Origin of the sequence: Bradyrhizobium sp. BRP19 (assembly GCF_020194195.1) — a bacterium.
GTDB lineage: Bacteria > Pseudomonadota > Alphaproteobacteria > Rhizobiales > Xanthobacteraceae > Bradyrhizobium > Bradyrhizobium yuanmingense.
Map to the genome: position 1 here is coordinate 17,347 of NZ_JADYVZ010000011.1, position 24,716 is coordinate 42,062.

A 24,716-nucleotide genomic window follows, 5' to 3' on the forward strand; every position below is an offset into this window, starting at 1 on the left:
CGGGATTCACCTCTCCCCGAGAGGGGAGAGGCGAAGAATCAGCATTCCTTGGGATCGACGAGGCCGTTGCTGCGCCCGACGATCTCGTAATTTCCGCTCTTGGCGACGGCGGTGTACATCTTCATCTTGCAGTGCCGCTTGCCCGGCACCATCTCGGCGGGTCCGCCCGGACCTTCGGCGATCTTGGCATGGTCGAGCGCGGCGGCCACGGACTCGCGGTCGATCTTGCCGGCTTCCTTGACCGCGGCTTCCCACAGCTTGAGGCCGCGATAGGTGCCTGTGGCAGCGCTGCCGGCGGCGAACAGGAAGTTGCCCGGGAAATCCTTTTCATAGGCCGCCTGGATCTTGGCGTCGAACGGGTTCTCCTTGGTCAGCACCTTGAAATAGTCGAGGCAGCTGGCGAGGCCTTCGATCTCGGCGGCCTGGTTGATGTTGAGCGTGTTCTCGTCGTAGTAGACGCAGGCCAGGCGCCCGCCGTTCTTGAGGAAGCCTGCTTCATAGAGCTGCTTGAAGAACGGGCCGACGCCGGGCGGGATGACGGTGTTGAAGACGACGTCGACCTTGTTGGAGATGATGCGGTTGACGGTCGCGGAGAAGTCGACCTGGTCGAGCGGGTAATATTCCTCGAACACGACCTCGCCGCCATTGGATTCGATCACCTTGCGGGCGTAGACGTTGAGCGTGTGCGGCCAGACATAATTGGCGCTGGGCAGCGCGAACTTCTTGCCGCCGTTCTTGATCAGCCAGGGAATGAACTCGTCGCATTGCTGCGCCGGCGTCGGGCCGGTGCAGAACAAATAGGGCGTGCACTCCTTGCCCTCGTAGAGCTGCGGATAGATGTAGAGGGTCTTGCCGCGCGCGACGATCGGGTCCTTGATCGCGTTGCGCATCGACGAGGTGATACCGCCGAGCACCATGTCGACCTTGTCGCGCTGGATCAGCTTGCGCACGTTTCCGACGGCGACGGATTCGTTGGAGGCGGTGTCTTCGATGTAGAGCTCGAGCGGACGGCCGAGCAGGCCGCCGGCCGCGTTGATCTCCTTGATCACCATTTTCGCGACGTTGGCGTCGGCGTTGCCGGCATAGGCGATCGGGCCGGTGAGGTCGGTGGCGATGCCGACCTTGATCGGCGCCTCGGCCGCATTGGCCCAGGGCGCCGGAATCACCCAGCTGCCGACGCCGGTTGCGACCGCGCCGGATGCAAAGGCGAAATTGGACAGGAAACGACGTCGCGTGAGCTGAGTACGATCGAGCATGTGATTAAACCCCTTTTCCAGCGATGAGACCTTGCGGACGGAATTTGATGAAGACGATGGCGAGCACGAAGACGAGCACGTCGGCGACGACGGGTGCCATTACCCAGGGCAGCGCCGCGCTCAGCGTGCCGATGACGCCGGCGCCCGCGACCGGGCCGATGAAGGAGCCGACCCCGCCGACCATGACCGCGACAAAACCCTGGATCAGGAAGCGCAGGCCGAGATCGGCAAACAGGCTGAACACCGGCACGATCAGCGCGCCGGCAAGGCCGGCGAGTGCAGCGCCAAAGGCAAAGGTGGCGCCGTAGATCAGCGGCGTCGAGATGCCTGACGCACGCGCCAGCGACGGGTTCTCCAACGTCGCCCGCACGCGCAGGCCGAAGCTGGTGCGCGACAGCAAGAGATAGCAGAGGCCCATCACCAGCAGCGTGATGACGATGATGGTGAAGCGCCACGCCGAGATATGCATGGCGCCGATGTCGATCGATCCGCCGATCGGCTCCGGTACGGTGAGATAGAAGCCGCCGATCAGCCCGCGAACGGCTTCGCGGATGATCAGGCCGAGCGCATAGGTGCCGAGCATGGCAACGATCGGCGCGGCGTAGAATCGTCGGATGATCAGCGCCTCCAGCACGAAGCCGAGCGCACCGACCACGAAAGGCGCCGCAACCATGCCGGCCCAGATCGGCAGGCCCTTGGCATAAGCGAGATAGGTTATGTAGGCGCCGAGCAGGACGAACTCGCCCTGCGCGAAGTTGAAGATGCCCATCATGCTGGCGATGATCCCGAGCCCCAGCACGATCAGGACGATGATCGCGCCGAAGCTCAGGATCTCGAACGCCGCGACGAACGCGTTAGCCATGCGTTGCGTTTCCGCCGAGTTGAAGCGAAGGTTTCCTCACATCTTCTTCCAGTCGCCGATCTGCTCGAAGGCATGGGCGGCGCGGTAGATCGTGGATTCCTCGAACATGCGGCCGACCAGCATCAGCCCGACCGGCAGGCCGTCGACCATGCCGCAGGGCAGCGACATCGCGGGATGGTGCGTGATGTCGAACGGCGCGGTGTTGGAGATCATCTCGAGCGCGCGGGCGACATAGTCCTCGCGGCTGGCATTGGGCTCCGGCAGCTTGGTCGCCTTCATCGGCGTGGTCGGCAGCAGGAGCAGATCGTAATCCGCAAAGGCCTTGTCGTAGGCCGCGGTCAGCCGGCGCGAGATGTTGAGCGCCTTGCCGTAGAAGCGCGGACCGAAATTGTTGTTGATGTAGGTGCCGAGCATCATGAACAGCTTCGTGGTCTCGGACAGCGAGTCGGCCTGCCGACGCCAGCCGCGATGGAAATCCATCAGCGAGGTCGAATAGAGATCGCCGCGGCTGAGGCCGTAGCCGTCGCCGAACATCATGGTCTGGGTCAGGCCTTCCGTGCCGATCGGCGTCCAGATCGCCCCGCCCATCAGGTGCATCGGGATCGAGACGGTCTCGACCGTGGCGCCGAGATCCCTAAAGCGCTTTGCGGCTTCGCGCACGCTTTCGTTCACGGCGGACTCGGCGGTCGGCTGCTCGAAGCCTTCCTTGACGATGCCGATCTTCATGCCCTTGACGCCCTGGCCTAGCGCCTTGGTGTATTCCTCGACCTTCGGAGCCTTGATGCGCGGATCGTAGCCGTCGTCCCCGGCGAGCACTTCGAGCAGCAGCGCATTGTCTTCGACCGTTGCCGTCATCGGACCGGTGTGATCGACATAGATCTCGATCGGCATGATGCCGGTGTAGGGGACGAGGCCCCAGGTCGGCTTCATGCCGTAGATGCCGCAGAACGACGACGGCATGCGGATCGAGCCGCCCTGGTCGCCGCCAATGGCCATGTCGACCTCGCCGAGCGCGACCACGACGCCCGATCCCGACGACGAGCCGCCGGCCGAGTAGCCCATCTTGTGCGGATTATGCACCGGCCCGTAGGAGCCGGTGTGGCTGCCGCCGGACAGGCAGAAATGCTCGCAATGCACCTTGCCCTTGATCTCGGCGCCGGCATCCAGCATGCGCGTGACGATGGTGGCGTCGAAATCGGGCACATAGCCTTCCAAGGTCGACGAGCCGTTGGTCATGGGCACGCCGGCCAGCATGATGTTGTCCTTCAGCGCGATGGTCTTGCCCTTGAGCTTGCCGCTGGCGGCGCCCTTCACGGTCGATTTGCGATACCAGGCATTGCGCGGGTTCTCCTCCGCCGAGGGCCGATAGCCCGGCGTGCGCGGATATTTCACTTCGGGCAATTCGTCCGGCATCGCGGCAACGAGATTGTAGGCTTCGATCGAGCCCTGCATGAGACCGCGGAACGAGGCGACGTCGTCATCGGTGAGCGAAAGACCGCATTGCTCGGCGACACTGCGAAGTTGGGCTGGCGTGGGAAGGGCAACTGTCACGGCGCTCTCCTTGAAGTTCTTTGCAACGTTGGGCGTGGCCGCCCCGGCGCGACGCACGCACCCGCGGCCTCGCCGAAACATTCAAAACGGAAATATTTTCCTTTTCAAGTATTATTTTGCAAATGCGCCGGCCGGTCAAGCCGCGAGGCGGTCAGAGCGGCTTGATCAGCTTGAAATCGAGACCGTCGGCCTCGGCGAGATGCATCGGCATCCGCACGTGCCCGTTGCAGACGGTAACCCGACCGCGGGCGCCGCTGTAGACGATGTTGCGGCCGGCCGCGAGCAGCGGCCGCATCGCCAGCGAACCAGCCTTGTTCGCAACGGCTTCGAGGAAGCGCAGGCCTTCGTAACTCGATTGCCCCACCGAGCCGATCGGCGGCGCATTCGGCCCGAACATCGCGTGATAACGGCTCTGGAAGTCGTCATTGGCGCGCGCGCCGGTGCCGGTGAAGTAGCCGGAAGCGCAGAACATGTTCTCGCTGTTGTCGGCGCCGATGCCGAGTAGCACGGTATCGTCCATCGCGCCCGCGAGCCGCAGCGTCGTGGCGCCTAGCCCACATTCGCCGAAGGCCCGGTTGAAGGTGATGCTGTCGGTACCGATCAGCGAGATCAACACGACATCGGGCTTGGCGGCGCGGATCCGCGCCAGATGCGGCCCGTGATTGTCTTCGCCGAGCGGGACGAACTCTTCGCCGACGACGCGGCCGCCGGTTTCCTTGATGTAGTTCTTCACCGCGCGATGCGATTGCCAGGGCCAAACGTAGTCGCTGCCGATCAGGTACCAGCGTTTGGCCTTCTTGACGTCCGCGAGCCAATGGATGGCGGGGCGGCTCTGCCAGCGCGGCGTCTCGCCGATCGCCATCACGCCGGGCGTGCGCTCGCCGCCCTCGTAGACCGGCGTGTAGATATAGGGAATGCGGTGGCGTGTGGTGACGTCGCGGAGGCCCACGCGAACCGCGCTGGTGTGCAATCCGACGATCAGATCGACCTCGTCGAATGCGATTGCCTGCTCGGCGCGGTCCAGAACCTCATCCAGCGGCCCGCCGGCATCGTAGATCGACAGCTCGAGCTCGCGGCCGAGAATGCCGCCGCGCTTGTTGATCTCGGCGACGGCAAGCTGCGCGCTGTTCGTGGCACACGGGCCCCACACGCCAGGCGAGCCGGTGCAGCAGATGAAGCCGCCGACGCGCAGCTTGTTGACGCCGCGGCGCTTGAACAAGGCGTCACCGTGCGGCGACAAGGCACCGCCAGCTGCCGAAGACGACAGATTCCTGAACAGCAAGGACGGCGGTAACGCCGAGCCGCCGTGAGCCGGGAAGTTCACCGTCGCGCGCACGCCAACTCCTGTCTGAGGCCAGACCTGAAAGCACATTGAGCAGGCGGCCGCGGCTTCCGCCCTTTTGTTGGGCAATGATCTTATTTTGAAAATATTGAATATTCAAGAATTGAAGTGCATATAGATGCAGCATCGATTGCAAGACATTCACTCATTTGGGTCAAGGCGAAGTCTCAGCCGTGGCAAAACCGCCGAAACAAAATTCCCCAATCACCGAACACCTCGCTTACCTGCTCGCGCAAGCCAACCGGGAAATCAACCGGCAGCTCGAACTGAGGTTGAGCAAGGAGGGCGTGCCGGTCGAGCAATGGCGCATCCTGAAAGTGCTGTCGGACGGCGAGGGCCATTCGATGGGCGAGCTCGCGGACGCCGTGCTGCTCAACCATCCGACGCTCACGAAGATGATCGACCGCATGGTCTCCGACACGCTGGTCTACCGCGTGCAGGACCCGAACGACCGCCGCAAGGTGCTGATGTTCATCTCCGACCGCGGCAAGGTGCTGTGCAAGAAGCTCAACTCGCTCGCGGTCGACCAGGAGGAGCACATCCTGGAGAGCTACGGCGACAAGTCGACGAGCGAGCTCAAGCGGCTGCTGGAGAGCTTGATCGACAGCTCGAATTAGACCTCGTGAAGTGGAGCGTGGCGCCTTGCGAAGCGCACACACACATCTGCCGTTTCAATGCATAGCCAGAGGAAAGCACTCGCGCATCATCGCCAGCACGAGAGGCGATAGCGTTGGCCATTCCATGTCGTCCAGCCCACGGCCTTGTTGCTGACCGGCTTGGCTAGATACCATCTGTTGCCGTCGGCATGGTTGAAGTACACGCCGCCCTGGGTTCCGCTGCGTGGATTTGTCAACTTCACCCATCGCGAGCCATTATCTGAGAAGCGGCCTGACCAGCGTGCTCCCGAAGTGCTGGTGCAAGTGTTGCCGTTGCAGGTTGTCTGACTGTCATCGACGGCGGCCCATTTCATCCGGGCCGGGCGGCCGTCGATGTTGCACGACCATGTTCCGCCCCACCATCCGCCCACTTGGCTCGCAGGGGCGGAACCGCAGGCGTAAAGACTCAGGGCAAGGACACAAAAGGCGGTTGGCAGCGCGCGTTTGGGCATTGTCTGGCTCCAATTTTCAGGCCGCGTCTCGTGAATCAATCAAACCACGGATTGAGCTCTGTAGCGGTGATCCAGATCACAATGAGCAGTGGTAAAAAGTTGGATGGTCTACCCGAGGGCGTTCGCCGAGACACGATGCCGCGGTTTGACCATTGGCTCTCCCGGCGAAGAGTTCTTCAGCGACGCAGCCGCGCGAGCGAGTGGCCGCCGGCCATCTGCAGAAGCAGCAGCACTCCGGAGTGATCACAGGAACAGGCGCTGAGGCGGGTTGCCAGATGACTGAAGCGTGCTCAGCCGCGCGTGACGGATAAAGGACCGTCTGACAATTGTGCGCCAGCCATCCTCAATGGCGTGCGCCTACCATTCGTTATGCAACGGAAGACCAGCAGGCATCATATGGATCGAAAGCATTCGACGCCTGGCGAACTCGTGGGCCAAGACAACACCGCGAGTTCGCTGGGTTTTGAGGTCATCGATCAAGCATACCGCCCGTGGCAGTGCTTGTACTTCTTGCCACTACCGCACGGGCAGTCCTCGTTGCGGCCGACCTTGCCCCAGCTGGTCGGGTTCTTCGGGTCGCGCATCGACGCATCCGTGGCCTGGGCGCCCAGGGTGACGCTGGCGAGAGCCATCTCGTCCTCGCCGGTGTTCGGATCGAACTTGTGCGCCTCCATCGGCGGCAGGACGGGGGCCTCCTGCTCCGGCGGGACGATCTCGACGCGCATCAGCTGCGCCGTGACGGCCTCGCGCAAGTGAGCGCTCATCTCCTGGAAGAGATTGAAGGCTTCGGTCTTGTACTCCTGCAACGGATCGCGCTGGCCGTAGCCGCGCAGGCCGATGACCTGGCGCAGATGGTCGAGCATGATCAGGTGCTCGCGCCAGAGATGGTCGAGCGTCTGCAAGAGGATGGTCTTCTCGACGTAACGCATCACGTCGGGACCCCATTGCGCGACCTTCGCCGCCATGTGCTCGTCGGCCTTGGTCTCGATGCGAGTCAGCAGCTCCTCGTCGGCGATGCCCTCTTCCTTGGCCCATTCGTCGACCGGCAGGTCGAGATCGAGCACGCGCTTCAATTCGTCCTTGAGCCCGGCGACGTCCCACTGCTCGGCATAGGCATGCTCGGGCACGTGCTTGGCGACGAGGTCGTCGATGAAGGCGTGGCGCATGTCGGCGACGGTCTCGGCGACGCTCTCGTCCTTCATCAGCTCGACGCGCTGGTCGAAGATCACCTTGCGCTGGTCGTTCTGGACGTTGTCGAACTTGAGCAGGTTCTTGCGGATGTCGAAGTTGCGCGCCTCGACCTTCTGCTGCGCCTTCTCCAGCGCCTTGTTGATCCAGGGATGGATGATGGCCTCGCCCTCTTGCAGGCCGAGACGCTGCAGCATGCTGTCGAGACGGTCCGAGCCGAAGATGCGCATCAGGTCGTCTTCCAGCGACAGGAAGAACTTCGAGCGGCCGGGATCGCCCTGACGGCCGGAACGGCCGCGCAGCTGGTTGTCGATGCGGCGGGACTCGTGGCGCTCGGAGCCGATGATGTAGAGGCCGCCGGGCTTCTTCACGGTCTTGGCAGGCTTGCTTCCCTTGGCCGGCTCGACCTCGACGGTCTCCTCGGCCTTCAGCACGATGTCGCGGAAGTGCTCGATATCGGCCTTGATCTGCTCGATCTTCTTGGCCTTCTCGGCCTCGTCGGCGATATCAGCAGTCTCCTGCTGGATGCGCATCTCCAGCGAGCCGCCGAGCTTGATGTCGGTGCCGCGGCCGGCCATGTTAGTGGCGATCGTGATCGCGCCCGGCACGCCGGCTTCGGCGACGATGTAGGCTTCCTGCTCGTGGAAGCGCGCGTTCAGCACCGCGAACAGTTTCGCCGGCTTGCCGGCGCGGGCGGCGGCATAGAGCTTGTCGAGCGCGCCCTCCTTGCCGAAATCGATCTGCTTGTAGCCGTTCTTCTTGAGGAATTCGGCGAGCACCTCCGACTTCTCGATCGAGGCGGTACCGACCAGCACCGGCTGCAGGCGCGCATTGGCGCGCTCGATCTCGGCGAGGATGGCCTGATATTTTTCCTTCTGGGTCCGATAGACCTCGTCGTCCTCGTCGAGGCGCGCGATCGACAGATTGGTCGGGATCTCCACGACCTCGAGCTTGTAGATGTCGAACAATTCGTCCGCTTCGGTCGCGGCGGTGCCGGTCATGCCCGCCAGCTTCTCGTACATGCGGAAGTAGTTCTGGAAGGTGATCGAGGCCAGCGTCTGGTTCTCGGGCTGGACCTGGACGTGCTCCTTGGCCTCCAGCGCCTGATGCAGGCCTTCCGAATAGCGGCGGCCCGGCATCATGCGGCCGGTGAACTCGTCGATGATGACGACTTCGCCGTCGCGGACGATGTAGTCCTTGTCGCGCGTGAACAGCGTGTGAGCGCGCAGGGCCTGGTTGATGTGGTGCACGACGGAGACGTTCTCGACGTCGTAGAGCGACTCGCCCTTGAGCTGGCCGGCATCGCGCAGCAGCGTCTCGATCTTCTCCATGCCGCCTTCGGTCAGCGTCACCGTGCGCTGCTTCTCGTCGACCTCGTAGTCGGTCTTGTCGAGCCTCGGCAGGAAGCCGTCGATGGTGTTGTAGAAGTCGGAGCGGTCGTCGAGCGGGCCGGAGATGATCAGCGGCGTGCGCGCTTCGTCGATCAGAATGGAGTCGACCTCGTCGACGATGGCGAAGAAGTGCGGCCGCTGGACCATGTCCTCGAGCCGGTACTTCATGTTGTCGCGGAGATAGTCGAAGCCGTATTCGTTGTTGGTGCCGTAGGTGATGTCGCAGGCATAGGCCGCCTTGCGCTCGGCATCGTCGAGACCGTGCACGATCACGCCGGTGGTCATGCCGAGGAAGCCGTAGATCTGGCCCATCCAGCCGGAGTCGCGGCGGGCGAGGTAGTCGTTGACCGTGACGACGTGGACGCCTTTGCCGGCGAGCGCGTTCAGATACACCGCAAGCGTCGCGACCAGCGTCTTGCCTTCGCCGGTCTTCATCTCGGCGATGTCGCCCTCGTGCAGCACCATGCCGCCGATCAGCTGGACGTCGAAATGGCGCTGGCCGAGCGTGCGCTTGGCGGCCTCGCGCACGGTGGCGAAGGCCGGGACGAGGAGATCGTCCAGCGTCTTGCCGTTCGCGAGCTGCTGCTTGAATTCCGCGGTGCGGGCCTTGAGCGCCTCGTCGGAGAGCTTCGAGACCTCGGGCTCCAGCGCATTGATCGCGTTGACGCGGGACTGATATCCCTTCACCCGCCGGTCGTTGGCGGAGCCGAAAAACTTGCGGGCGAGCGCGCCGATCATGCCAGGTTCCTGTGTTCGCGATTCAACCGCGTTGGGCCTAAGAAGTTGTCACCCGCCCGCCTATCAACTCACCGTGACGCTTCGCGGCGTCAGAGCCCGGACTGCGGGGGACATCCGCCATATGGGTGGGAATTGGGCAAGTCTGGGTTCAACGGCCAAAAACGCAGCAAAATAAACGCCATCGCCATGGTCGCGACCGCGCAGAGATATGGCCCGGTCGGGGCCTTGTCAACGGCGGGCGCAGTGCGGCTAATTCATCATTTTGACAGACTTTTCGCGTTGCCAAGCCCCCCTGATTGGGCGAGTGTCCGCCCCGCTCGAGCAGCCCCCTGCTTCAACATAAGGATTTTCCATGACCACCTCGTTCCCGGCAACCCAGCGCTTCCGCTCCGCGTCCGCCCTGGCTGGCAGCCTCGCTCTGGCGCTGTCCCTGGCGTTTGCGGGCCCGCTCCGGGCCGCCGATGATCCGGTGCTGGCGAAGGTCAATGGCGCGGAAATCAAGAAGAGCGACGTCACCATGGCCGAGGAGGAACTCGGGCCGAGCCTCGCCCAGATGGACCCAGCGACCAAGGACGAGAACGTCCTGTCGTTCCTGATCGACATGAAGATCGTCAGCAAGGCTGCCGAAGACAGGAAAATCGCCGACGGCGAGGAGTTCAAGAAGCGCCTGGCCTTCGCCCGCAACCGGCTTCTGATGGACAGCCTGCTCGCCAGCGAGGGCAAGGCCGCCACCACGCCGGACGCCATGAAGAAGGTCTATGAGGAGGCCGCCAAGCAGATCACCGGCGAGCAGGAGGTGCGCGCCCGCCACATCCTGGTCGAAACCGAGGACGAGGCCAAGGCGGTGAAGGCCGAGCTCGGGAAGGGGGCCGATTTCGCCGAGCTCGCCAAGAAGAAGTCCAAGGACCCCGGCTCCGCCGATGGCGGCGACCTCGGCTTCTTCACCAAGGAGCAGATGGTGCCGGAATTCTCGGCCGTGGCCTTCTCGCTGGAGCCCGGCAAGATCTCCGACCCCGTGAAGTCGCAGTTCGGCTGGCACATCATCAAGGTCGAGGAAAAGCGCAACCGCAAGGCGCCCGATTTCGAGCAGGTCAAGGCCCAGATCGAGCAGTACGTGACCCGCAAGGCCCAGGCCGAGTATGTCGCCAAGCTGCGTACCGAAGCCAAGGTCGAGCGGCTGGACCAGCCGGCGCCGGATGCGTCGAAGGACGCCAAGCCGGAGGCGAAGCCGTCCGACAGCAAGATGGCGCCGCCGGCGAAGAAGTAAGAATTCGCTGTCACTTCGCGGACGCCAAGTATATCTAACGTCGCAATGGCCGGGGCTCCCCCGGCCATCTGCATGTCCAGACCCTACCAAGGCGCCCGCGATGTCCTCCTCCGTCTCTCCGCTCGCCCCCAAAACCGTCCCTGATATGCCCGTGATCGCGGGCATCCGTCTGGCGACGGCTGAAGCCGGCATCCGCTACAAGAACCGTACCGACGTGCTGCTCGCGGTGATGGACAAGGGCACTGCCGTCGCCGGCGTCTTCACCAGGTCGAAGTGTCCCTCGGCCCCGGTGGAATGGTGCCGCGCCAAGCTGAAGGGCGGCAAGGCGCGCGCGCTGGTGGTCAATTCCGGCAATGCCAACGCCTTCACCGGCAAGACCGGCCGCGCCTCCACCGCGCTGACGGCGAAGATCGCGGCCAAGGCGGTCGGCTGCAGCGAGAGCGAGATCTTCCTGGCCTCGACCGGGGTGATCGGCGAGCCGCTGGATGCCACCAAGTTCGACGGCGTGCTCGGCCGCCTCGCCGAAGCCGCCGAGCCCGGCGATTACCTCGCCGCGGCCAAGGCGATCATGACCACCGACACCTTCCCGAAAGTGGCGACCGCGACAGTCAAGCTCGGTAAGGCCAAGGTCACCATCAACGGCATGGCCAAGGGCGCCGGCATGATCGCGCCCGACATGGCGACGATGCTGTCCTTCATCTTCACTGACGCGCCGATCGCGCCCGCCGCGCTGCAGGCGCTGCTCAAGAGCGGCGTCGAGGACACGTTCAACGCCGTGACCATCGACGGCGACACCTCGACCTCCGACACGCTGCTGGCGTTTGCGACCGGCGCCGCCGCCGAGCACGGCGCGCCGAAGATCAGCCGCGCCAGCGACCCGTGCCTGAAGGCCTTCGTCAAGGCGTTCAACCAGGTGCTCGCCAATCTCGCCGAGCAGGTCGCCCGCGACGGCGAAGGCGCGCGCAAGCTGGTCGAGATCACCGTCGAGGGCGCCAAGACCAAGGCCTCCGCCCGCAAGATCGCGATGTCGATCGCGAACTCACCGCTGGTGAAGACCGCGATCGCGGGCGAAGACGCAAATTGGGGCCGCGTGGTGATGGCAGTCGGCAAGGCCGGCGAGCCGGCCGATCGCGACAAGCTGTCGATCTCGTTCAACGGCATCCGCGTCGCCAAGCGCGGCGCGCGCGATCCCGATTATGACGAAGCGCAGGTGTCGGAAGCGATGAAGGCGCCGGAGATCGCGATTCTGGTCTCGCTCGGCCTCGGCAAAGGCCGCGACCGCGTCATGACCTGCGACCTCACCAAGGAATATGTGGCGATCAACGGGGACTACAGGTCGTAGGCCTTCTCCCTCTCTCCGTTCTTACGGGGAGAGGTGAGCGCCCTCATCCGGAGATCCGCGCGTCCGCGACCGCCTTCTTGAACAGCGCGTTCATGGCGTCCGCGATGCCTTGCGTCGGGCTGACCTCGAAATACAGGCCCGGCGAAGCGCAGCTCTGCATGTTCTGTGCGATCTGGCTGTTCGGCGACGGGCCATAGGGGCCGGCATTGAATGGATCGATCCACTTCATGTACCAGGGGTTGGTCGGCAGCGCGAGATACGTCGTGTACAACACCGCGACCTTGACGCCGCGATCCTTCATCGTCTTGCAAAGCGCAGGGTTGAGCGGCGACTGGCACCGCGTGCTGCCCGAGAGCGGTTTCAGGCATCCGGTGTTGCTCTCATCGGCCACGCCGTCGGACACGAAGAACAGATACTTGAGCGGACTGGCCGACGTGCCGCTTCCGGGGGAGCTGATCTCGCCGTTGATCGCGGGAAAGACCGCGGTGAATGGGGTATCTTGATCGTGATTCTCGTTCTGGCCGTTCACCGACATCAAGTCGATCTTGCCGGCCGCCGCCTTGGCGCTGGAGAGAGAGGCCGACAACGAAAACAGACTGCGCAGGCCGAGCGAACTTGCAGAGCCGCCGAAATCATAGATCGCCATTCTGAACTGGTTTGAATAGGTCTCGGTGGCGTTTGCCGTATCCATCAAGGACTCGGTGGCGCTCCGAAGCACGTCGATCCGGGTGGTCACGCCAAGCTTCTTGGCAAGGTCGTAATAGTTGTTCTTGTCCTTGAGATCGTGGCAGGCGAAAGCGCACTTGTCCGACGTGTTGTTGACCATCTTCTGCACGTCGGCCGGGGTCGCACCGACGCCCATCGACGGCGAATTGTCCAGCAGCAGGTAGAAATCGATATAGAGCGGCATGCTGGCCGTCGCCTTCGACGTGCCGCTCAACGTCAGCACCGACTTGCCGATCACGCCGAGGAACATGGTGTTCAAAGTTGCGGTGAACGAAACCGTCGCGGTGACGGTCGAGCCGGACTTGACCACGGTCGGCGTGAGGCCGGTCAGCGTGTAGCCGGACTGACTGGCGCGATTGGCATTAAAAATGTTCGTGGCGTCCGTGATGCCGACCGAAATCGAGCCGTCCGCAGTCATGTTGCCGGCGGCCTTGAAGGCGGGCGAAGCCTTGGCGATCGAACCGACACTGGCGGCATCCGCCGCGGCCTGAAGCTTGGACCGGATCATCGTCGCGCGCGAATAGTCGATGGCGCAGCCGACCGCACTGATCAGGGGAACGCAGGCGAGCGCGAAAATCACCGCGATATTGCCGCTCCGGTCGTGGACGAACCGGCGGACGAGAACCGAAGGCGCAGCGCGCATGAGGTGGCCTGGAGTGGTTTAAAGAGTTCCCACTCTAGGAACTGCGGATTAAATATGACTTATGGTGACCTTGGAAACGTAGACTGCAACGAGGTTAACAAACCGTTGCAAACGATCTCAGCGAGCGACAGACGCGCATGGCCGATCTCAAACTGACACTGGTGGTGGCCTGCGCGCTCGTCGACGCCGACAAACGCGTCCTGATCGCGCAGCGCCCGGAAGGAAAGGCCCTGGCCGGCCTGTGGGAATTCCCCGGCGGCAAGCTCGAGCCGGGCGAGCGGCCGGAGCAGAGCCTGATCCGGGAGCTTCATGAGGAGCTCGGCATCAACGTCGCCGAGCCGTGCCTCGCGCCGCTGACCTTCGCCAGCTACGGTTACGAGACCTTCCATCTGCTGATGCCGCTCTATATCTGCCGGCGCTGGGAGGGGTTGGTCACCGCACGCGAGGGCCAGAACCTTGCCTGGGTCCGCGCCAACAAGCTGCGCGATTACCCGATGCCGCCCGCGGACATTCCGCTGATCCCGCATCTGATCGATTTGTTGATGTGAGGTCGAAGGGTGCCGCTCTCTGGCGTCATGCCCGGGCTTGTCCCGGGCATCCACGGCCTTCGTGCCAGCCTGAAAGACGTGGATGGCCGGGACAAGCCCGGCCATGACGGAAGAGAAAGATCACTCCTTCCCCGCCTTCTTCACCGCCTCCGCCAGGCTCGCTTTCGCCGACCCCGGCTTCAGCGGCTGCTGCTGGCTCGCATGCGGAGCCCAGCCCGAGAGCCAGACGATGTCGAAGGTCGCGCGGATGCGGCCGTCGGCATCGGCAAAACGCTCGGCGTAGATCTCGGCCATGCGCAGCAGCGTCGCGCGGCGCGTCGGTGTCCGCCGCCGCTCGATCAGCACGTTGGCCGCACCCATGCGGCGGAGATCCTGCATCAAGGCGAACGCATTGGCATAGCGCACCACGACACGGTCGACGTCGGTCACCGGCAGCGCAAAGCCCGCCCGCTGCAATAGCGCACCGATGTCGCGAAGGTCAGCGAACGGCGCCACGCGCGGCGACACACCGCCCTCGCATTCGGCTTCCGCCGCGGCAAAGGCCTGCCGCAGCTCGGTGAGGCTGTCGCCGCCGATCATGGCAGCAAGCAGCAGCCCGTCCGGCTTGAGTGCCCGGCGGATTTGCGCGAGCACACCCGGCAGGTCGTTGACGTATTGCAGCGCCAGCGCCGAGACGACGAGATCGAGGCTCTCAGGCGCGAGGGGCAACTTCTCCGCGCCGGCCGCGTCGAGCGCGATGTGTTCGATGGAGGGAAGCCGCGTGCGCAACGCCGCCAGTCCCGCGCCGGGCGTCCAGAGGTCGGCGGGAGCTTGAAACTCCCGCATCACCGCTGCCAAGCGGTCGGACATGTCCTCGGCGACCCGCTCGAGCAGGAATGTGACCGCGCCTTGGGCCTGGGCGCGCTGCTGCCGCCTCTGCAGCAAGGCACGATCAAACAAGGCGGGCGGGATTTGAGCGGTCCGGACCATGCCGCTGGTTACGCCGATCTCCACAGTTCTGGCAATCCGCTGCGTGCAGCGTTAGCCTCCCCACATGGAAGCCGACGCTCCCCCCATCCGTTCCATCGCCGCACCGCTGCGGAGCGCGTGGACGGCCGGCCGCCACGTGCTGGCGCGGGCGGCGCGGCTCGCGCTCGACATCGCCCTGCCGACACAGTGCGTATCGTGCCGGGAGCCGGTCGATGGCGAGGGCGTTTGCGCTTCCTGCTGGGCGCGGCTGTCGTTCATCGAGCGGCCCTATTGCCCGCGGCTCGGCATTCCCTTCGTTTACGACCCCGGCCCCGAGATGCTGTCGATGGAGGCGATCGCGAGCCCGCCGACCTACCAGCGCGCCCGCGCGGCGGTACGCTACGACGACGTCGCGCGCACGCTGGTGCATGCGCTGAAATATCAGGACCGTACCGATCTGGCACCGGCCATGGGCCGTTGGATGGCGCGCGCGGGCCGCGAGTTGCTGACCGGCGCCGACATGCTGGTGCCCGTGCCCCTGCATTGGCGGCGGGCCTGGCGGCGCCGTTACAACCAGTCGGGCGCGCTCGCGCGTGTCATCGAGCGGCAGAGCGGGATCAAGGTGCGGGGCGACGTGCTGCGGCGGGTGCGCGCCACCGAGCAGCAGATCGGCCTGTCGCGGGCCCAGCGCGCCACCAATGTGCAGGGCGCATTTCAGGTATCTCCCGACCGTCAGGCCGAGATCCAGGGCCGCCGCGTTGTCCTGATCGACGATGTCCTGACGTCAGGGGCTACGCTCGACACCTGCGCGCGGGCCCTGCTCCGCGCCAAGGCGGCCCAGGTCGACGTGCTGGTCTTTGCCCGGGTTGTCGAGAGCGGGCCCCGTCCCATATAATTCAATGAATTCATGACATGAGAGCGCCAGACGAATGACTGCTGCTGTCGAGATCTACACCCGGCCGGGCTGCGGCTATTGTTCCGCCGCCAAGTCACTGCTGACCCGCAAGAAGGCGACCTTCACCGAATTCGACGTCGCCAAGAACCCGTCCTGGCGCCAGGAAATGTACGGCCGCGCCGGCCAGGGCTCGACCTTCCCGCAGATCTGGATCGGCGGCACCCATGTCGGCGGCTGTGACGACCTCTATGCGCTCGATCGCGAAGGCAAGCTCGATGGCATGCTCGAAAGCGTGAAGGCGGTATCATGAGCGAGAACCGCACGTTCACGGCCGCCATGGTGCAGATGCGCACCGGCCTGATGCCCGGGCCGAGCCTCGAGCAGGCTACGAAGCTGATCCGGCAGGCTGCGGCCGATGGCGCCGATTACGTGCAGACACCCGAAGTCAGCAACATGATGCAGCTGAACCGCAAGGCGCTGTTCGAGCACCTCCAGAGCGAAGAGGACGACGCCTCGCTGAAGGCCTACCGGGCGCTCGCGGCGGAGCTGAAGATCCACCTCCATGTCGGCTCGCTGGCGCTGCGCTTCTCGCCGGAGAAGGCGGTCAACCGCTCCTTCCTGATCGGGCCCGAGGGCAATGTGCTCGCGAGCTACGACAAGATCCACATGTTCGACATCGAGCTGCCGGACGGCGAGAGCTATCGCGAATCCGCCAATTACCAGCCGGGCGAGACCGCCGTGATCTCGGATCTGCCCTGGGGCCGCATCGGCTTGACGATCTGCTACGATCTGCGCTTCCCGGCGCTGTACCGTGCGCTCGCAGAAAGCGGCGCCTATTTCATCACCGTGCCGTCCGCCTTCACCCGCAAGACCGGTGAAGCGCATTGGCACGTGCTGCTGCGAGCCCGTGCGATCGAGACCGGCTGCTTCGTCTTCGCCGCGGCGCAGGCCGGCACCCACGAGAACAAGCGCGAGACCTACGGGCATTCGCTGATCGTCGATCCTTGGGGCGAGATCCTCGCCGAAGGCGATGTCGAGCCGGGCATCATCATGGCCAGGATCGACCCGGCCAAGGTCGAGACCGCGCGCCGGGCGATTCCCTCGCTCCAGCACGGCCGCCGCTTCGGCGTCTCCGATCCCAAGGCCGGGCCGGACCATTTGCACCTCGTGCGGGGCTCGGCATGATCCGCTACGCGCTCCACTGCGACCGCAATCACGCCTTCGAAAGTTGGTTCCAGAGCTCGTCGGCCTATGATTCGCAGGTGAAGCGCAAGCTCGTGACCTGCCCGATCTGCGGCTCAGCCAAGGTCGACAAGGCGATCATGGCGCCGCGCATCGTCGGCAAGAAGGGGCGCGGCCGCGCCACGCCGCCGCCGGAGCCCGTGGCCGCGACCACACCCGAGGCTGCGCCGTCAGGGCCGACCTCGCTGCTGATGGCGCAGGAGCGCGAGCTGCGCGCCAAGCTGAAAGAGCTGCGCGACCACATCGTCAAGAACGCCGACAATGTCGGTGAGCGCTTCGCCAACGAAGCCCGCGCCATGCATTACGGCGACAAGGAGCACCGCCCAATCTATGGCGAAGCCTCGCCCGAAGAGGCGAAGTCGCTGATCGACGAAGGCATCGAGGTCTCACCGCTGCCGACGCTGCCGGAAGACCGGAATTAAGCTCCCACCAGCACAGCGACGCCCAGGACAATCAGCGCAATGCCTGCAAGCTCGCGCGGCGCGATCGGCTGCTTGAACGAGTAATACGCCACGGCTTGCGCGAACAGCACCTCGATCAGCGCGAGTGTGCGGACGTTGGCGGCCGCCGTCAGTGCAAAGGCGAGGAACCAGAATTGCGAAGCGAAGGCGCCGATGAAGCCGGCGAGCATCGACGGTCGCCATAACCTGAGGATTCCTCGGAGCACGTCCGGCGCGCGCCAGAGCAGGTAGATCGTCAGCACCAGCGTCTGCACGAACAGGCCGAGCGCCAGCGTAATTGACGCCGCGGTCACGAAGGACACGTCGGGCACATTGATGATGGCGCCGCGAAAGCCGACCGCTGACAGCGCGAAGGCCGCCGCGGCAACGAGGCCGGTGATGGTCGGCTTCAGCTCGGCAAAGCTCTTGTCGCCGCCGGGGCGGAGCGCGGTGATGACGACGCCGACGGTGGCGATCATGATCGCGAGCACCTTCAGCCAGGTCAGGTGATCGCCGAGGAAGACGAAGCCGAATATCGCGGTCTGGATCGCCTCGGTCTTCAGGTAGGCCGTCGTCACGACAAACGAGCGGTCGTTCATCGCGAGCAGCATCAGCCCGGTGGCGACGATCTGGCTGAGCGCGCCCAACAGCAGCCATGGCCAGAACACGGCTGGCGGCGGGCTCAGATGATCGCCGGTCGCGAGCAGCACCAGCCCCAGGAACAGCAGCGAGAACGGAAAGCCGAACAGGAAGCGGATATTGGTCGCGCCCCAGGTCCCCAGCGGCTTCGTCAACGACTGCTGCATCGCATTGCGCGCGACCTGCCCGAGCGCGGCAACGATGGTGAAGGGAATCCAGAGGCTGGCGATGGTGAACATGGGGTGGCGGGCGCGAGGATCCGGGCCAACGTGCCGCTAGCGGTGGAGCAGGTCAATCACACGGATGTCATGGGTGCGATGCTCTCGCACAAACTCGGTGCCTGCGAACGCAGGGACGACGGTTGTGATGTAGCGTCTGCCTAAACCTGCGGCTTGGCCGTCGCGCCGCCATACCGTCGGCGATAGATCCACATCCCCACGCCCAGCACGATCGCAACCCCTGCAACGGTCAGCATCCAGATGTGCTTGCCGACATGCGCATGATGATGCAGCCCGGCATATTCATGCAGGGCCGACACGGCCAAGACGCCCGGCAGCACATGGGCGGGCGCCCAGGCCAGGATCGCCGGGATGTTCACGGCATAGAATTTCGTGGGCGCCATGCCCAGCGCGCCGGCGGTCACGGGCACGAAGGCGCGGATCGGCGGCACGAAGCGGGCGAAGAACACGGCCCAGGTGCCGAAGCGGTTGAAGAAGTTTTCGCTCTCCGCGACCACGCGTGGATAATTGGTCAGCGGCCAGGTGTTGAGGATCTCGCGCTGCCGCCTGTGCCCGATCCAATAGGCCGCCCCGTCGCCGAGTACGGCACCAGTTGCGGCCGCCAAGAGCACCCATGGCAGCTGCAATTCGCCGCCGGGGATCAGGGCGCTCAGCGCCAGGATGATGGTCGAGCCGGGGATCACCGATCCCACCACCGGAACGGCTTCGAGCAGCGCCGCCAGGAACAGGGTCAGATAGGCCAGCCACGCATGGGCGGAAACGAAGGCGATGAGGGGATCGAGGAAGGACGTCACGTCGTCTCTTGAAGGGCTGGAGCATGAGGACTTCGGACCCTACATAAGTAACTGCATACGGCCAAAGTACCATTCGCACGGATTGGGGCCGACCCGCCCGAATTTCGGCGTGATTCGCAAGGCAGCCCTCCAAAAACTGCGTTCCTTGCCTATCTAAATGAAAAGACAACGGAACTTTGATTGGTGGGCGGGCTTCTGCCGGCTCGTTGTCTCTGATAGGTTGATTTTCAGCACCCAGCCGCAGCCAACGTGCGAATAACCGGTTTCGGGACCGCCCGGGACCTCGGAGGATTGATGACGACCGCCGCCCTGTCCAAAGTTGAGGAAGTTTCCGGCCTGCCCGACATGAAGGTGTCGGTGCGCCAGGTGTTCGGGATCGACAGTGATCTCGAAGTCCCGGCCTATTCCGAAGTCGATCCTCATGTGCCCGAAGTGGATTCCGATTACCGCTTCGACCGCGCCACCACGCTGGCCATTCTCGCGGGCTTTGCCAGGAACCGCCGCGTGATGGTGACCGGCTATCACGGCACCGGCAAATCCACCCATATCGAGCAGGTCGCGGCACGTCTGAACTGGCCCTGCGTGCGCGTCAACCTCGACAGCCACATCAGCCGTATCGACCTCGTCGGCAAGGACTCGATCGTGGTCCGCGACGGCAAGCAGGTCACCGAATTCCGCGACGGCATCCTGCCCTGGGCGCTGCAGAACAACGTCGCGCTGGTGTTCGACGAATACGACGCCGGCCGCCCGGACGTCATGTTCGTGATCCAGCGCGTGCTGGAGGTTTCGGGCCGCCTGACGCTCTTGGACCAGAACAAGGTGATCAAGCCGCATCCGGCGTTCCGGCTGTTCGCCACCGCCAACACCGTCGGCCTCGGCGACACCTCGGGCCTCTATCACGGCACCCAGCAGATCAACCAGGGCCAGATGGACCGCTGGTCGATCGTCACCACGCTGAACTATCTCAGCCACGACGAGGAAGTCGAGATCGTGCTGGCCAAGGCCAAGCACTATCGCACCCAGGAGGGCCGCGACATCGTCAACAAAATGGTGCGCCTCGCCGACCTCACCCGCAACGCCTTCGCCAATGGCGATCTGTCGACGGTGATGAGCCCGCGCACGGTGATCACCTGGGCGGAAAACTCCGACATCTTCGGCGATATCGGCTTCGCCTTCCGCGTCACCTTCCTCAACAAATGCGACGAGCTCGAACGGCCCCTGGTCGCCGAGTTCTACCAGCGCTGCTTCAATGCCGAGCTGCCGGAATCGGCAATCAACGTCGCGCTGAGCTGATCTCTCACGGTGTGTCGTCCCGGCGAAGGCCGGGACCCATACCGCGTGATGTCTCGATTGAAGCGACGCTGATAGTTTCCTGACACAAGAGCGGCCGGTGGTTATGGTCCCGGCCTTCGCCGGGACGACAGATAGGGTCAGATGACCACCTCCAACTCCAAATTCCGCAGCAACAAGGAAGCACCGACCGAGCCGTTCAAGCGCTCGGTCGCCTCCTGTCTGAAGGCGATCGCAAAGGCGCCCGAGCTCGACGTCTCCTTCGCGGCCGAGCGCCCGGGACTTGCGCCCGGCAAGGCGCGGCTGCCCGAGCCCGCGCGCAAGATGACGAAGCGTGACGCCGCGATCGTGCGCGGCCATGCCGATTCCATCGCGCTCAAGATCGCCTGTCACGATCCCAAGGTTCACCGCAAGCTGATGCCCGGCAATCCGCAGGCGCGCGGCGTGTTCGAGGCGGTGGAGCAGGCCCGCGTCGAGGCGATCGGCGCGCGCCGCATGGCGGGCGTTGCCAAGAACCTCACCGCGATGCTCGACGACCATTTCCACCGCGGCAAGTTCGACGAGATCACCGACCGCGCCGACGCGCCGCTGGCGGACGCGCTGGCGATGCTGGTGCGCGAGCGCCTCACCGGCATGGCGCCGCCGACGGCGGCCAAGAAGATGGTCGATCTCTGGCGACCGATCCTCGAAGACAAGATCGGCAAGCGGCTCGATCGGCTCGACGGCGTGCTCGAGGATCAGACCAAGTTCGGCGATGCCGTGCATGACCTGCTGTCGGCACTCGAGCTCGGCGACGAGCGCAACGCCGACAGCGAAGACAATGACGAGAACGAGGAGAACCAGGACGGCGACAACGACCAGTCCGGCGCCGAAGGCTCGCCCGATTCCGACGCCGCGCAGGAAATGAGCGCCGACCAGGCGCAGGCAACCAGCGAGGAGATGAGCGAGAGCGCGATGGAAAGCGCGCAGGCCTCCACCTCCGACACCTTCGACGATGGCGAGCTCGGTGATGACGAGACGCCGGGCGAGGCGACGCGCCCGAACCAGCACGGCAGGAACGAGCCGCGTGGGCCGGAATATCACGCCTTCGCGCCCAAGTTCGATGAGGTCATCGCCGCCGAGGATCTCTGCGACCATGACGAGCTGGAGCGGCTGCGCGCCTATCTCGACAAGCAGCTCGCACATCTGCAGGGCATCGTCGCCCGTCTCGCCAACCGGCTGCAGCGCCGCCTGATGGCGCAGCAGAATCGCGCCTGGGAGTTCGATCTCGAGGAGGGCATCCTCGACCCTGCGCGGCTGTCGCGCGTCGTCACCGATCCCTATCACCCGCTGTCCTTCATGCACGAGAAGGAGGCGACGTTCCGCGACACCGTAGTGACGCTGCTGCTCGACAATTCCGGCTCCATGCGCGGCCGCCCGATCACGGTCGCCGCGACCTGTGCCGACATCCTCGCGCGCACGCTGGAGCGTTGCGGCGTCAAGGTCGAGATTCTCGGCTTCACCACGCGGGCCTGGAAGGGCGGGCAATCGCGCGAGGCATGGCTTGCCGCCGGCAAGCCGGCCAATCCCGGCCGCCTCAACGATCTCCGCCACATCATCTACAAGTCCGCGGACGCCCCGTGGCGTCGTGCGCGGAAAAACCTGGGCCTGATGATGCGCGAGGGCCTCTTGAAGGAGAACATCGACGGCGAGGCGCTGGACTGGGCGCACAAGCGCCTGCTCGGCCGGCCCGAGCAGCGCAAGATCCTGATGATGATCTCGGACGGCGCGCCGGTCGACGATTCCACGTTGTCGGTCAATCCGGGCAATTATCTCGAGCGGCATCTGCGCCACATCATCGAGGAGATCGAGACCCGCTCGCCGGTCGAGCTGATCGCGATCGGCATCGGCCATGACGTGACGCGCTATTATCGCCGCGCGGTGACCATCGTGGACGCGGAAGAACTCGGCGGCGCGATCACCGAAAAGCTTGCCGAGCTCTTCAGCGAGACCAACACGGCGCCAACGCAAGCGGCCGGTCGCCCGCGACGCAAATTGCATTCGTGAGCACGCATCCATCCCGCCGCAGCTTCGTCAGCCTCGCGGCGGCGGGATTTTCCACTCTCGCGTTGCCGCGCTTGGCGCAGGCGCAGCTGCAGCCCAAGACCGAGCCGCCGCCGCGCGCCCTCCAGCTCGAGCATGCCGTCACCGCGCCGGTCAGCGTCGAGGTCAACGCGCGTAGCATTGCCAATTTCGAGCCGCGCGACCGCTCGCGCACGCGCTTCGGCTCGCTGGATTTTCGCAGCGGCCTGGTGCTGACCTCGCCCTATCGCGGCTTCGGCGGGCTGTCGGGCCTCCGCTTCCTCGACGGCAAGGGCGAGCGCTTTCTCGCGATCTCCGATCAGGGCGGCTGGTTCACCGGCAGCATCCGCTATTCCGGCCGCGAGATGATTGGGCTCGCCGACGTCGAGGCCGCGCCGGTGCTGGGCGCCGACGGGCGGCCGATCACCGAGAAGCGGCTCTGGTACGATACCGAGTCGCTCGCGCGCGACGGCAACCTCGTCTATGTCGGGCTCGAACGCGTCAACCAGATCCTGCGCTATGATTTCGCCAAGGGTGCTACCGGCGCCCGCGGCGAAGTGATCGCCGTCCCGCCGGCCTTGCGCAAGCTGCCCTACAACAAGGGGCTGGAGGCGATGGTCGTCGTGCCCAAAGCGCAGGGACCGGGCAAGAGCCAGGCCCAGCCGCTCGCGGGCACGCTGATCGCCTTTTCCGAGCGCGGGCTCGATGCCGACGGCAACCTCCTCGCTTTCCTGATCGGCGGCTCGACGCCCGGCCAATTCAGCGTGCGGCGCTCGGAGAATTTCGACATCAGCGACGCGGTGCTGCTGCCCTCGGGCGATCTGCTCATCCTCGAACGTAAATTTTCCTGGTTCACCGGCGTCAACATCCGCATCCGCGCGATCCCGCTGAAGGGAATCGCGCCGGGCGCCGTCGTCGACGGCCTGACGCTGTTCGCCGCCGATCTCGGCCACGAGATCGACAACATGGAAGGCATCGACGCCCACGTCACCGCCGACGGCGAGACGGTGCTGACCCTGATCTCCGACGACAATTTCTCGATGCTGCAGCGAACCCTGCTGCTGCAATTCACGCTGGCGGAGTAGAGATCGCGCCGGAACGGTTCTTGCAGCGATCGCGAGAGTCGACCGGAGATTTCGATGACCAGGTTCCTTCGCGTGTTTTGTCTATATGCGTCCTTCTGGATCGCCGCTGCAACACAAGTCCAGGCACAAGACTGGCCGGCGCGACTGATCAAGGCGACCATTCCGTTCGGTCCGGGCAGCGCGGCGGACGTGGTGCCGCGGCTGGTGTTCGAGCATCTCTCCGCCGAACTCGGTCAGCCGATCGTGATCGAAAACCGCGCCGGCGGCGGCGGTGTGGTCGGTTCGGCGGCGGTGGCGAAGTCCGATCCCGATGGTTACAGCCTGCTCGCCCAGTCGTCGGCGCTGACCATTGCGCCCCTGATGTTCCCGAATGCGAGCTTCGACCCCAGCCGCGATCTCGCCTCGGTGTTCATGATCGGATCCGGTGCCAATGTGATGATCGTGCCGAAGGAGCGCCCTTGGAGAACCATCCAGGACTTCATCGCCGCTGCCAAGGCAAAGCCCGGTTCGATCTCGTTCGGCTCGGTCGGCATCGGCAGCGCCGTGCACATCTCGAGCGAGAAGTTCCGCTACGCCGCCGGCATCGAGGCTATTCATGTGCCGTATCGCGCCGGCCCGGAAGTGATCGCCGACATTCTCGGTGGGCGCATCGATCTGTATTTCTGCCCGCTGGCGACCGCGCTGCCGCTGATCCGCGAGGGCCAAGTGCGCGCGCTGGTGGTCTCGACATCGAAGCGCGTTGCCGAGCTGCCCGATGTGCCGACGCCGGCCGAGATCGGCTTGAAGGACGCCGACAGCGAGATCTGGTTCGGCGTGTTCGTGCCGGCGAAGACCCCGCGCGAGGTCGTCGACAAGCTGCACGCGGCCGCCGAGAAAGTCCTGGCCACGTCGGCGACGCAGGTGAGCCTGACAAAGCTCGGGCTCGAACCGAGGCCGATGAAGCCCGCCGAGATGGACGACCTCGTCAAGCGCGAGCTGGCGGCCAATCAGGAGCTGATCAAGGCCGCCGGCATCAAGCCGTAGGGGCGGGTTACGCCCGCATTCCTCCATCGTCCCGGACAAGCGAAGCGCGGATCCGGGACGACAATAGGGAGACATGTTCGCCGCGGCATCTCCAGCGC

General features: G+C 64.8%; 23 protein-coding genes. 12 read left to right on the plus strand and 11 right to left on the minus strand.

Annotated elements, in window-relative coordinates; all coding sequences use genetic code 11:
• Nucleotides 1-38 precede the first annotated feature (38 nt).
• From I6F36_RS27155 to I6F36_RS27175, 5 genes are all read right to left on the minus strand, one after another.
• Nucleotides 39-1,256 carry a substrate-binding protein gene (locus I6F36_RS27155; RefSeq protein WP_036014678.1) on the minus strand — a complete coding sequence of 406 codons (1,218 nt, stop codon included), beginning with the start codon at nucleotides 1,254-1,256 and terminating at the stop codon, nucleotides 39-41.
• 4 nt (nucleotides 1,257-1,260) lie between these two features.
• The gene (locus I6F36_RS27160) at nucleotides 1,261-2,118 is read right to left on the minus strand and encodes a branched-chain amino acid ABC transporter permease (protein ID WP_025032673.1); all 858 of its coding nucleotides are present in this window, start codon (nucleotides 2,116-2,118) and stop codon (nucleotides 1,261-1,263) included.
• A gap of 36 nt (nucleotides 2,119-2,154) precedes the next feature.
• A complete protein-coding gene (locus I6F36_RS27165; protein WP_225172540.1) occupies nucleotides 2,155-3,669 on the minus strand; it encodes an amidase in 1,515 nt (504 codons plus the stop codon).
• Nucleotides 3,670-3,820: 151 nt separating this feature from the next.
• Nucleotides 3,821-5,005, minus strand: a complete 1,185-nt coding sequence (locus tag I6F36_RS27170) for a substrate-binding domain-containing protein (protein ID WP_036026234.1) — start codon at nucleotides 5,003-5,005, stop codon at nucleotides 3,821-3,823.
• Complete coding sequence (locus I6F36_RS27175) at nucleotides 4,893-5,147, minus strand: hypothetical protein (protein ID WP_162131185.1); 255 nt, start codon at nucleotides 5,145-5,147, stop codon at nucleotides 4,893-4,895. Before I6F36_RS27175 ends, I6F36_RS27170 begins: the two co-directional genes overlap by 113 nt.
• Before the next feature lie 37 nt (nucleotides 5,148-5,184).
• Between I6F36_RS27175 and I6F36_RS27180 the strand changes: the two genes are divergently transcribed.
• Nucleotides 5,185-5,628: a MarR family winged helix-turn-helix transcriptional regulator gene (locus tag I6F36_RS27180; protein ID WP_025032676.1), complete on the plus strand. Its 444-nt coding sequence runs from the start codon at nucleotides 5,185-5,187 to the stop codon at nucleotides 5,626-5,628.
• 86 nt (nucleotides 5,629-5,714) lie between these two features.
• On the opposite strand, the gene I6F36_RS40025 is transcribed toward I6F36_RS27180, so the two are convergent.
• Both I6F36_RS40025 and secA read right to left on the minus strand, forming a co-directional pair.
• Entirely contained in the window at nucleotides 5,715-6,119 is a 405-nt protein-coding gene (locus I6F36_RS40025) for a DUF6006 family protein (RefSeq protein WP_225127137.1), read from the minus strand.
• Nucleotides 6,120-6,595: 476 nt separating this feature from the next.
• On the minus strand, nucleotides 6,596-9,436 hold the full coding sequence (secA, locus tag I6F36_RS27190) for a preprotein translocase subunit SecA (RefSeq protein ID WP_036014665.1): 2,841 nt from the start codon (nucleotides 9,434-9,436) through the stop codon (nucleotides 6,596-6,598).
• Between the two features lie 352 nt (nucleotides 9,437-9,788).
• Between secA and I6F36_RS27195 the strand changes: the two genes are divergently transcribed.
• Together I6F36_RS27195 and argJ are read left to right on the plus strand one after the other, a co-directional pair.
• Nucleotides 9,789-10,703: a peptidylprolyl isomerase gene (locus I6F36_RS27195; protein WP_225127135.1), complete on the plus strand. Its 915-nt coding sequence runs from the start codon at nucleotides 9,789-9,791 to the stop codon at nucleotides 10,701-10,703.
• A 100-nt stretch (nucleotides 10,704-10,803) separates the two neighbouring features.
• Entirely contained in the window at nucleotides 10,804-12,045 is a 1,242-nt protein-coding gene (gene argJ / locus I6F36_RS27200) for a bifunctional glutamate N-acetyltransferase/amino-acid acetyltransferase ArgJ (RefSeq protein WP_225172541.1), read from the plus strand.
• 43 nt (nucleotides 12,046-12,088) lie between these two features.
• Here the strand turns inward: argJ and I6F36_RS27205 are convergent, their stop codons facing one another.
• On the minus strand, nucleotides 12,089-13,414 hold the full coding sequence (locus tag I6F36_RS27205) for a TadE/TadG family type IV pilus assembly protein (RefSeq protein WP_036014658.1): 1,326 nt from the start codon (nucleotides 13,412-13,414) through the stop codon (nucleotides 12,089-12,091).
• Between the two features lie 137 nt (nucleotides 13,415-13,551).
• Here I6F36_RS27205 and I6F36_RS27210 point away from each other — a divergent pair, with 137 nt between their 5' ends.
• Nucleotides 13,552-13,962: a (deoxy)nucleoside triphosphate pyrophosphohydrolase gene (locus I6F36_RS27210; RefSeq protein WP_036014656.1), complete on the plus strand. Its 411-nt coding sequence runs from the start codon at nucleotides 13,552-13,554 to the stop codon at nucleotides 13,960-13,962.
• Nucleotides 13,963-14,082: 120 nt separating this feature from the next.
• On the opposite strand, the gene I6F36_RS27215 is transcribed toward I6F36_RS27210, so the two are convergent.
• Complete coding sequence (locus tag I6F36_RS27215) at nucleotides 14,083-14,931, minus strand: methyltransferase domain-containing protein (RefSeq protein ID WP_225127166.1); 849 nt, start codon at nucleotides 14,929-14,931, stop codon at nucleotides 14,083-14,085.
• 64 nt (nucleotides 14,932-14,995) lie between these two features.
• Here I6F36_RS27215 and I6F36_RS27220 point away from each other — a divergent pair, with 64 nt between their 5' ends.
• Genes I6F36_RS27220 through I6F36_RS27235 form a run of 4 tightly spaced genes read left to right on the plus strand, consistent with a single transcriptional unit; the run spans nucleotide 14,996 to nucleotide 17,469 of the window.
• Nucleotides 14,996-15,805, plus strand: a complete 810-nt coding sequence (locus I6F36_RS27220; protein ID WP_225127133.1) for a ComF family protein — start codon at nucleotides 14,996-14,998, stop codon at nucleotides 15,803-15,805.
• 34 nt (nucleotides 15,806-15,839) lie between these two features.
• Nucleotides 15,840-16,115, plus strand: coding sequence for a glutaredoxin 3 (grxC, locus tag I6F36_RS27225; protein ID WP_036026245.1), 276 nt, complete (start codon nucleotides 15,840-15,842; stop codon nucleotides 16,113-16,115).
• Nucleotides 16,112-16,990 carry a carbon-nitrogen hydrolase family protein gene (locus I6F36_RS27230; RefSeq protein ID WP_225127131.1) on the plus strand — a complete coding sequence of 293 codons (879 nt, stop codon included), beginning with the start codon at nucleotides 16,112-16,114 and terminating at the stop codon, nucleotides 16,988-16,990. The genes grxC and I6F36_RS27230 overlap by 4 nt, the downstream gene beginning before the upstream one ends.
• Entirely contained in the window at nucleotides 16,987-17,469 is a 483-nt protein-coding gene (locus I6F36_RS27235; protein WP_036014648.1) for a DUF1178 family protein, read from the plus strand. Before I6F36_RS27230 ends, I6F36_RS27235 begins: the two co-directional genes overlap by 4 nt.
• On the opposite strand, the gene I6F36_RS27240 is transcribed toward I6F36_RS27235, so the two are convergent.
• Nucleotides 17,466-18,365, minus strand: a complete 900-nt coding sequence (locus tag I6F36_RS27240; RefSeq protein ID WP_225172542.1) for an EamA family transporter — start codon at nucleotides 18,363-18,365, stop codon at nucleotides 17,466-17,468. The genes I6F36_RS27235 and I6F36_RS27240 overlap by 4 nt on opposite strands.
• A gap of 140 nt (nucleotides 18,366-18,505) precedes the next feature.
• Nucleotides 18,506-19,159: a DedA family protein gene (locus tag I6F36_RS27245; protein WP_036026250.1), complete on the minus strand. Its 654-nt coding sequence runs from the start codon at nucleotides 19,157-19,159 to the stop codon at nucleotides 18,506-18,508.
• A gap of 294 nt (nucleotides 19,160-19,453) precedes the next feature.
• On the opposite strand from I6F36_RS27245, the gene cobS reads away from it, so the two are divergent.
• The 4 genes from cobS to I6F36_RS27265 all read left to right on the plus strand — a co-directional run bounded on the left by cobS (nucleotide 19,454) and on the right by I6F36_RS27265 (nucleotide 24,618).
• Nucleotides 19,454-20,452, plus strand: coding sequence for a cobaltochelatase subunit CobS (cobS, locus tag I6F36_RS27250; protein WP_036014642.1), 999 nt, complete (start codon nucleotides 19,454-19,456; stop codon nucleotides 20,450-20,452).
• A gap of 141 nt (nucleotides 20,453-20,593) precedes the next feature.
• Nucleotides 20,594-22,495: a cobaltochelatase subunit CobT gene (gene cobT, locus I6F36_RS27255; protein ID WP_036026252.1), complete on the plus strand. Its 1,902-nt coding sequence runs from the start codon at nucleotides 20,594-20,596 to the stop codon at nucleotides 22,493-22,495.
• Nucleotides 22,492-23,595, plus strand: a complete 1,104-nt coding sequence (locus I6F36_RS27260) for an esterase-like activity of phytase family protein (RefSeq protein ID WP_036014638.1) — start codon at nucleotides 22,492-22,494, stop codon at nucleotides 23,593-23,595. The genes cobT and I6F36_RS27260 overlap by 4 nt, the downstream gene beginning before the upstream one ends.
• Nucleotides 23,596-23,649: 54 nt before the next feature.
• Nucleotides 23,650-24,618 (plus strand): tripartite tricarboxylate transporter substrate binding protein, encoded by a 969-nt coding sequence (locus I6F36_RS27265; RefSeq protein ID WP_036026258.1) that lies wholly within the window; start codon nucleotides 23,650-23,652, stop codon nucleotides 24,616-24,618.
• Nucleotides 24,619-24,716: the final 98 nt, after the last annotated feature.

Coding starts and splice junctions, on each gene's coding strand:
- secA (WP_036014665.1), bottom strand. CDS start 9,436: ATGATCGGCGCGCTCGCCCGCAAGTTTTTCGGCTCCGCCAACGACCGG.
- I6F36_RS27220 (WP_225127133.1), top strand. CDS start 14,996: ATGGAAGCCGACGCTCCCCCCATCCGTTCCATCGCCGCACCGCTGCGG.
- I6F36_RS27155 (WP_036014678.1), bottom strand. CDS start 1,256: ATGCTCGATCGTACTCAGCTCACGCGACGTCGTTTCCTGTCCAATTTC.
- I6F36_RS27210 (WP_036014656.1), top strand. CDS start 13,552: ATGGCCGATCTCAAACTGACACTGGTGGTGGCCTGCGCGCTCGTCGAC.
- I6F36_RS40025 (WP_225127137.1), bottom strand. CDS start 6,119: ATGCCCAAACGCGCGCTGCCAACCGCCTTTTGTGTCCTTGCCCTGAGT.
- argJ (WP_225172541.1), top strand. CDS start 10,804: ATGTCCTCCTCCGTCTCTCCGCTCGCCCCCAAAACCGTCCCTGATATG.
- grxC (WP_036026245.1), top strand. CDS start 15,840: ATGACTGCTGCTGTCGAGATCTACACCCGGCCGGGCTGCGGCTATTGT.
- I6F36_RS27230 (WP_225127131.1), top strand. CDS start 16,112: ATGAGCGAGAACCGCACGTTCACGGCCGCCATGGTGCAGATGCGCACC.
- I6F36_RS27235 (WP_036014648.1), top strand. CDS start 16,987: ATGATCCGCTACGCGCTCCACTGCGACCGCAATCACGCCTTCGAAAGT.
- I6F36_RS27215 (WP_225127166.1), bottom strand. CDS start 14,931: ATGGTCCGGACCGCTCAAATCCCGCCCGCCTTGTTTGATCGTGCCTTG.
- cobS (WP_036014642.1), top strand. CDS start 19,454: ATGACGACCGCCGCCCTGTCCAAAGTTGAGGAAGTTTCCGGCCTGCCC.
- I6F36_RS27195 (WP_225127135.1), top strand. CDS start 9,789: ATGACCACCTCGTTCCCGGCAACCCAGCGCTTCCGCTCCGCGTCCGCC.
- I6F36_RS27265 (WP_036026258.1), top strand. CDS start 23,650: ATGACCAGGTTCCTTCGCGTGTTTTGTCTATATGCGTCCTTCTGGATC.
- I6F36_RS27205 (WP_036014658.1), bottom strand. CDS start 13,414: ATGCGCGCTGCGCCTTCGGTTCTCGTCCGCCGGTTCGTCCACGACCGG.
- cobT (WP_036026252.1), top strand. CDS start 20,594: ATGACCACCTCCAACTCCAAATTCCGCAGCAACAAGGAAGCACCGACC.
- I6F36_RS27160 (WP_025032673.1), bottom strand. CDS start 2,118: ATGGCTAACGCGTTCGTCGCGGCGTTCGAGATCCTGAGCTTCGGCGCG.
- I6F36_RS27240 (WP_225172542.1), bottom strand. CDS start 18,365: ATGTTCACCATCGCCAGCCTCTGGATTCCCTTCACCATCGTTGCCGCG.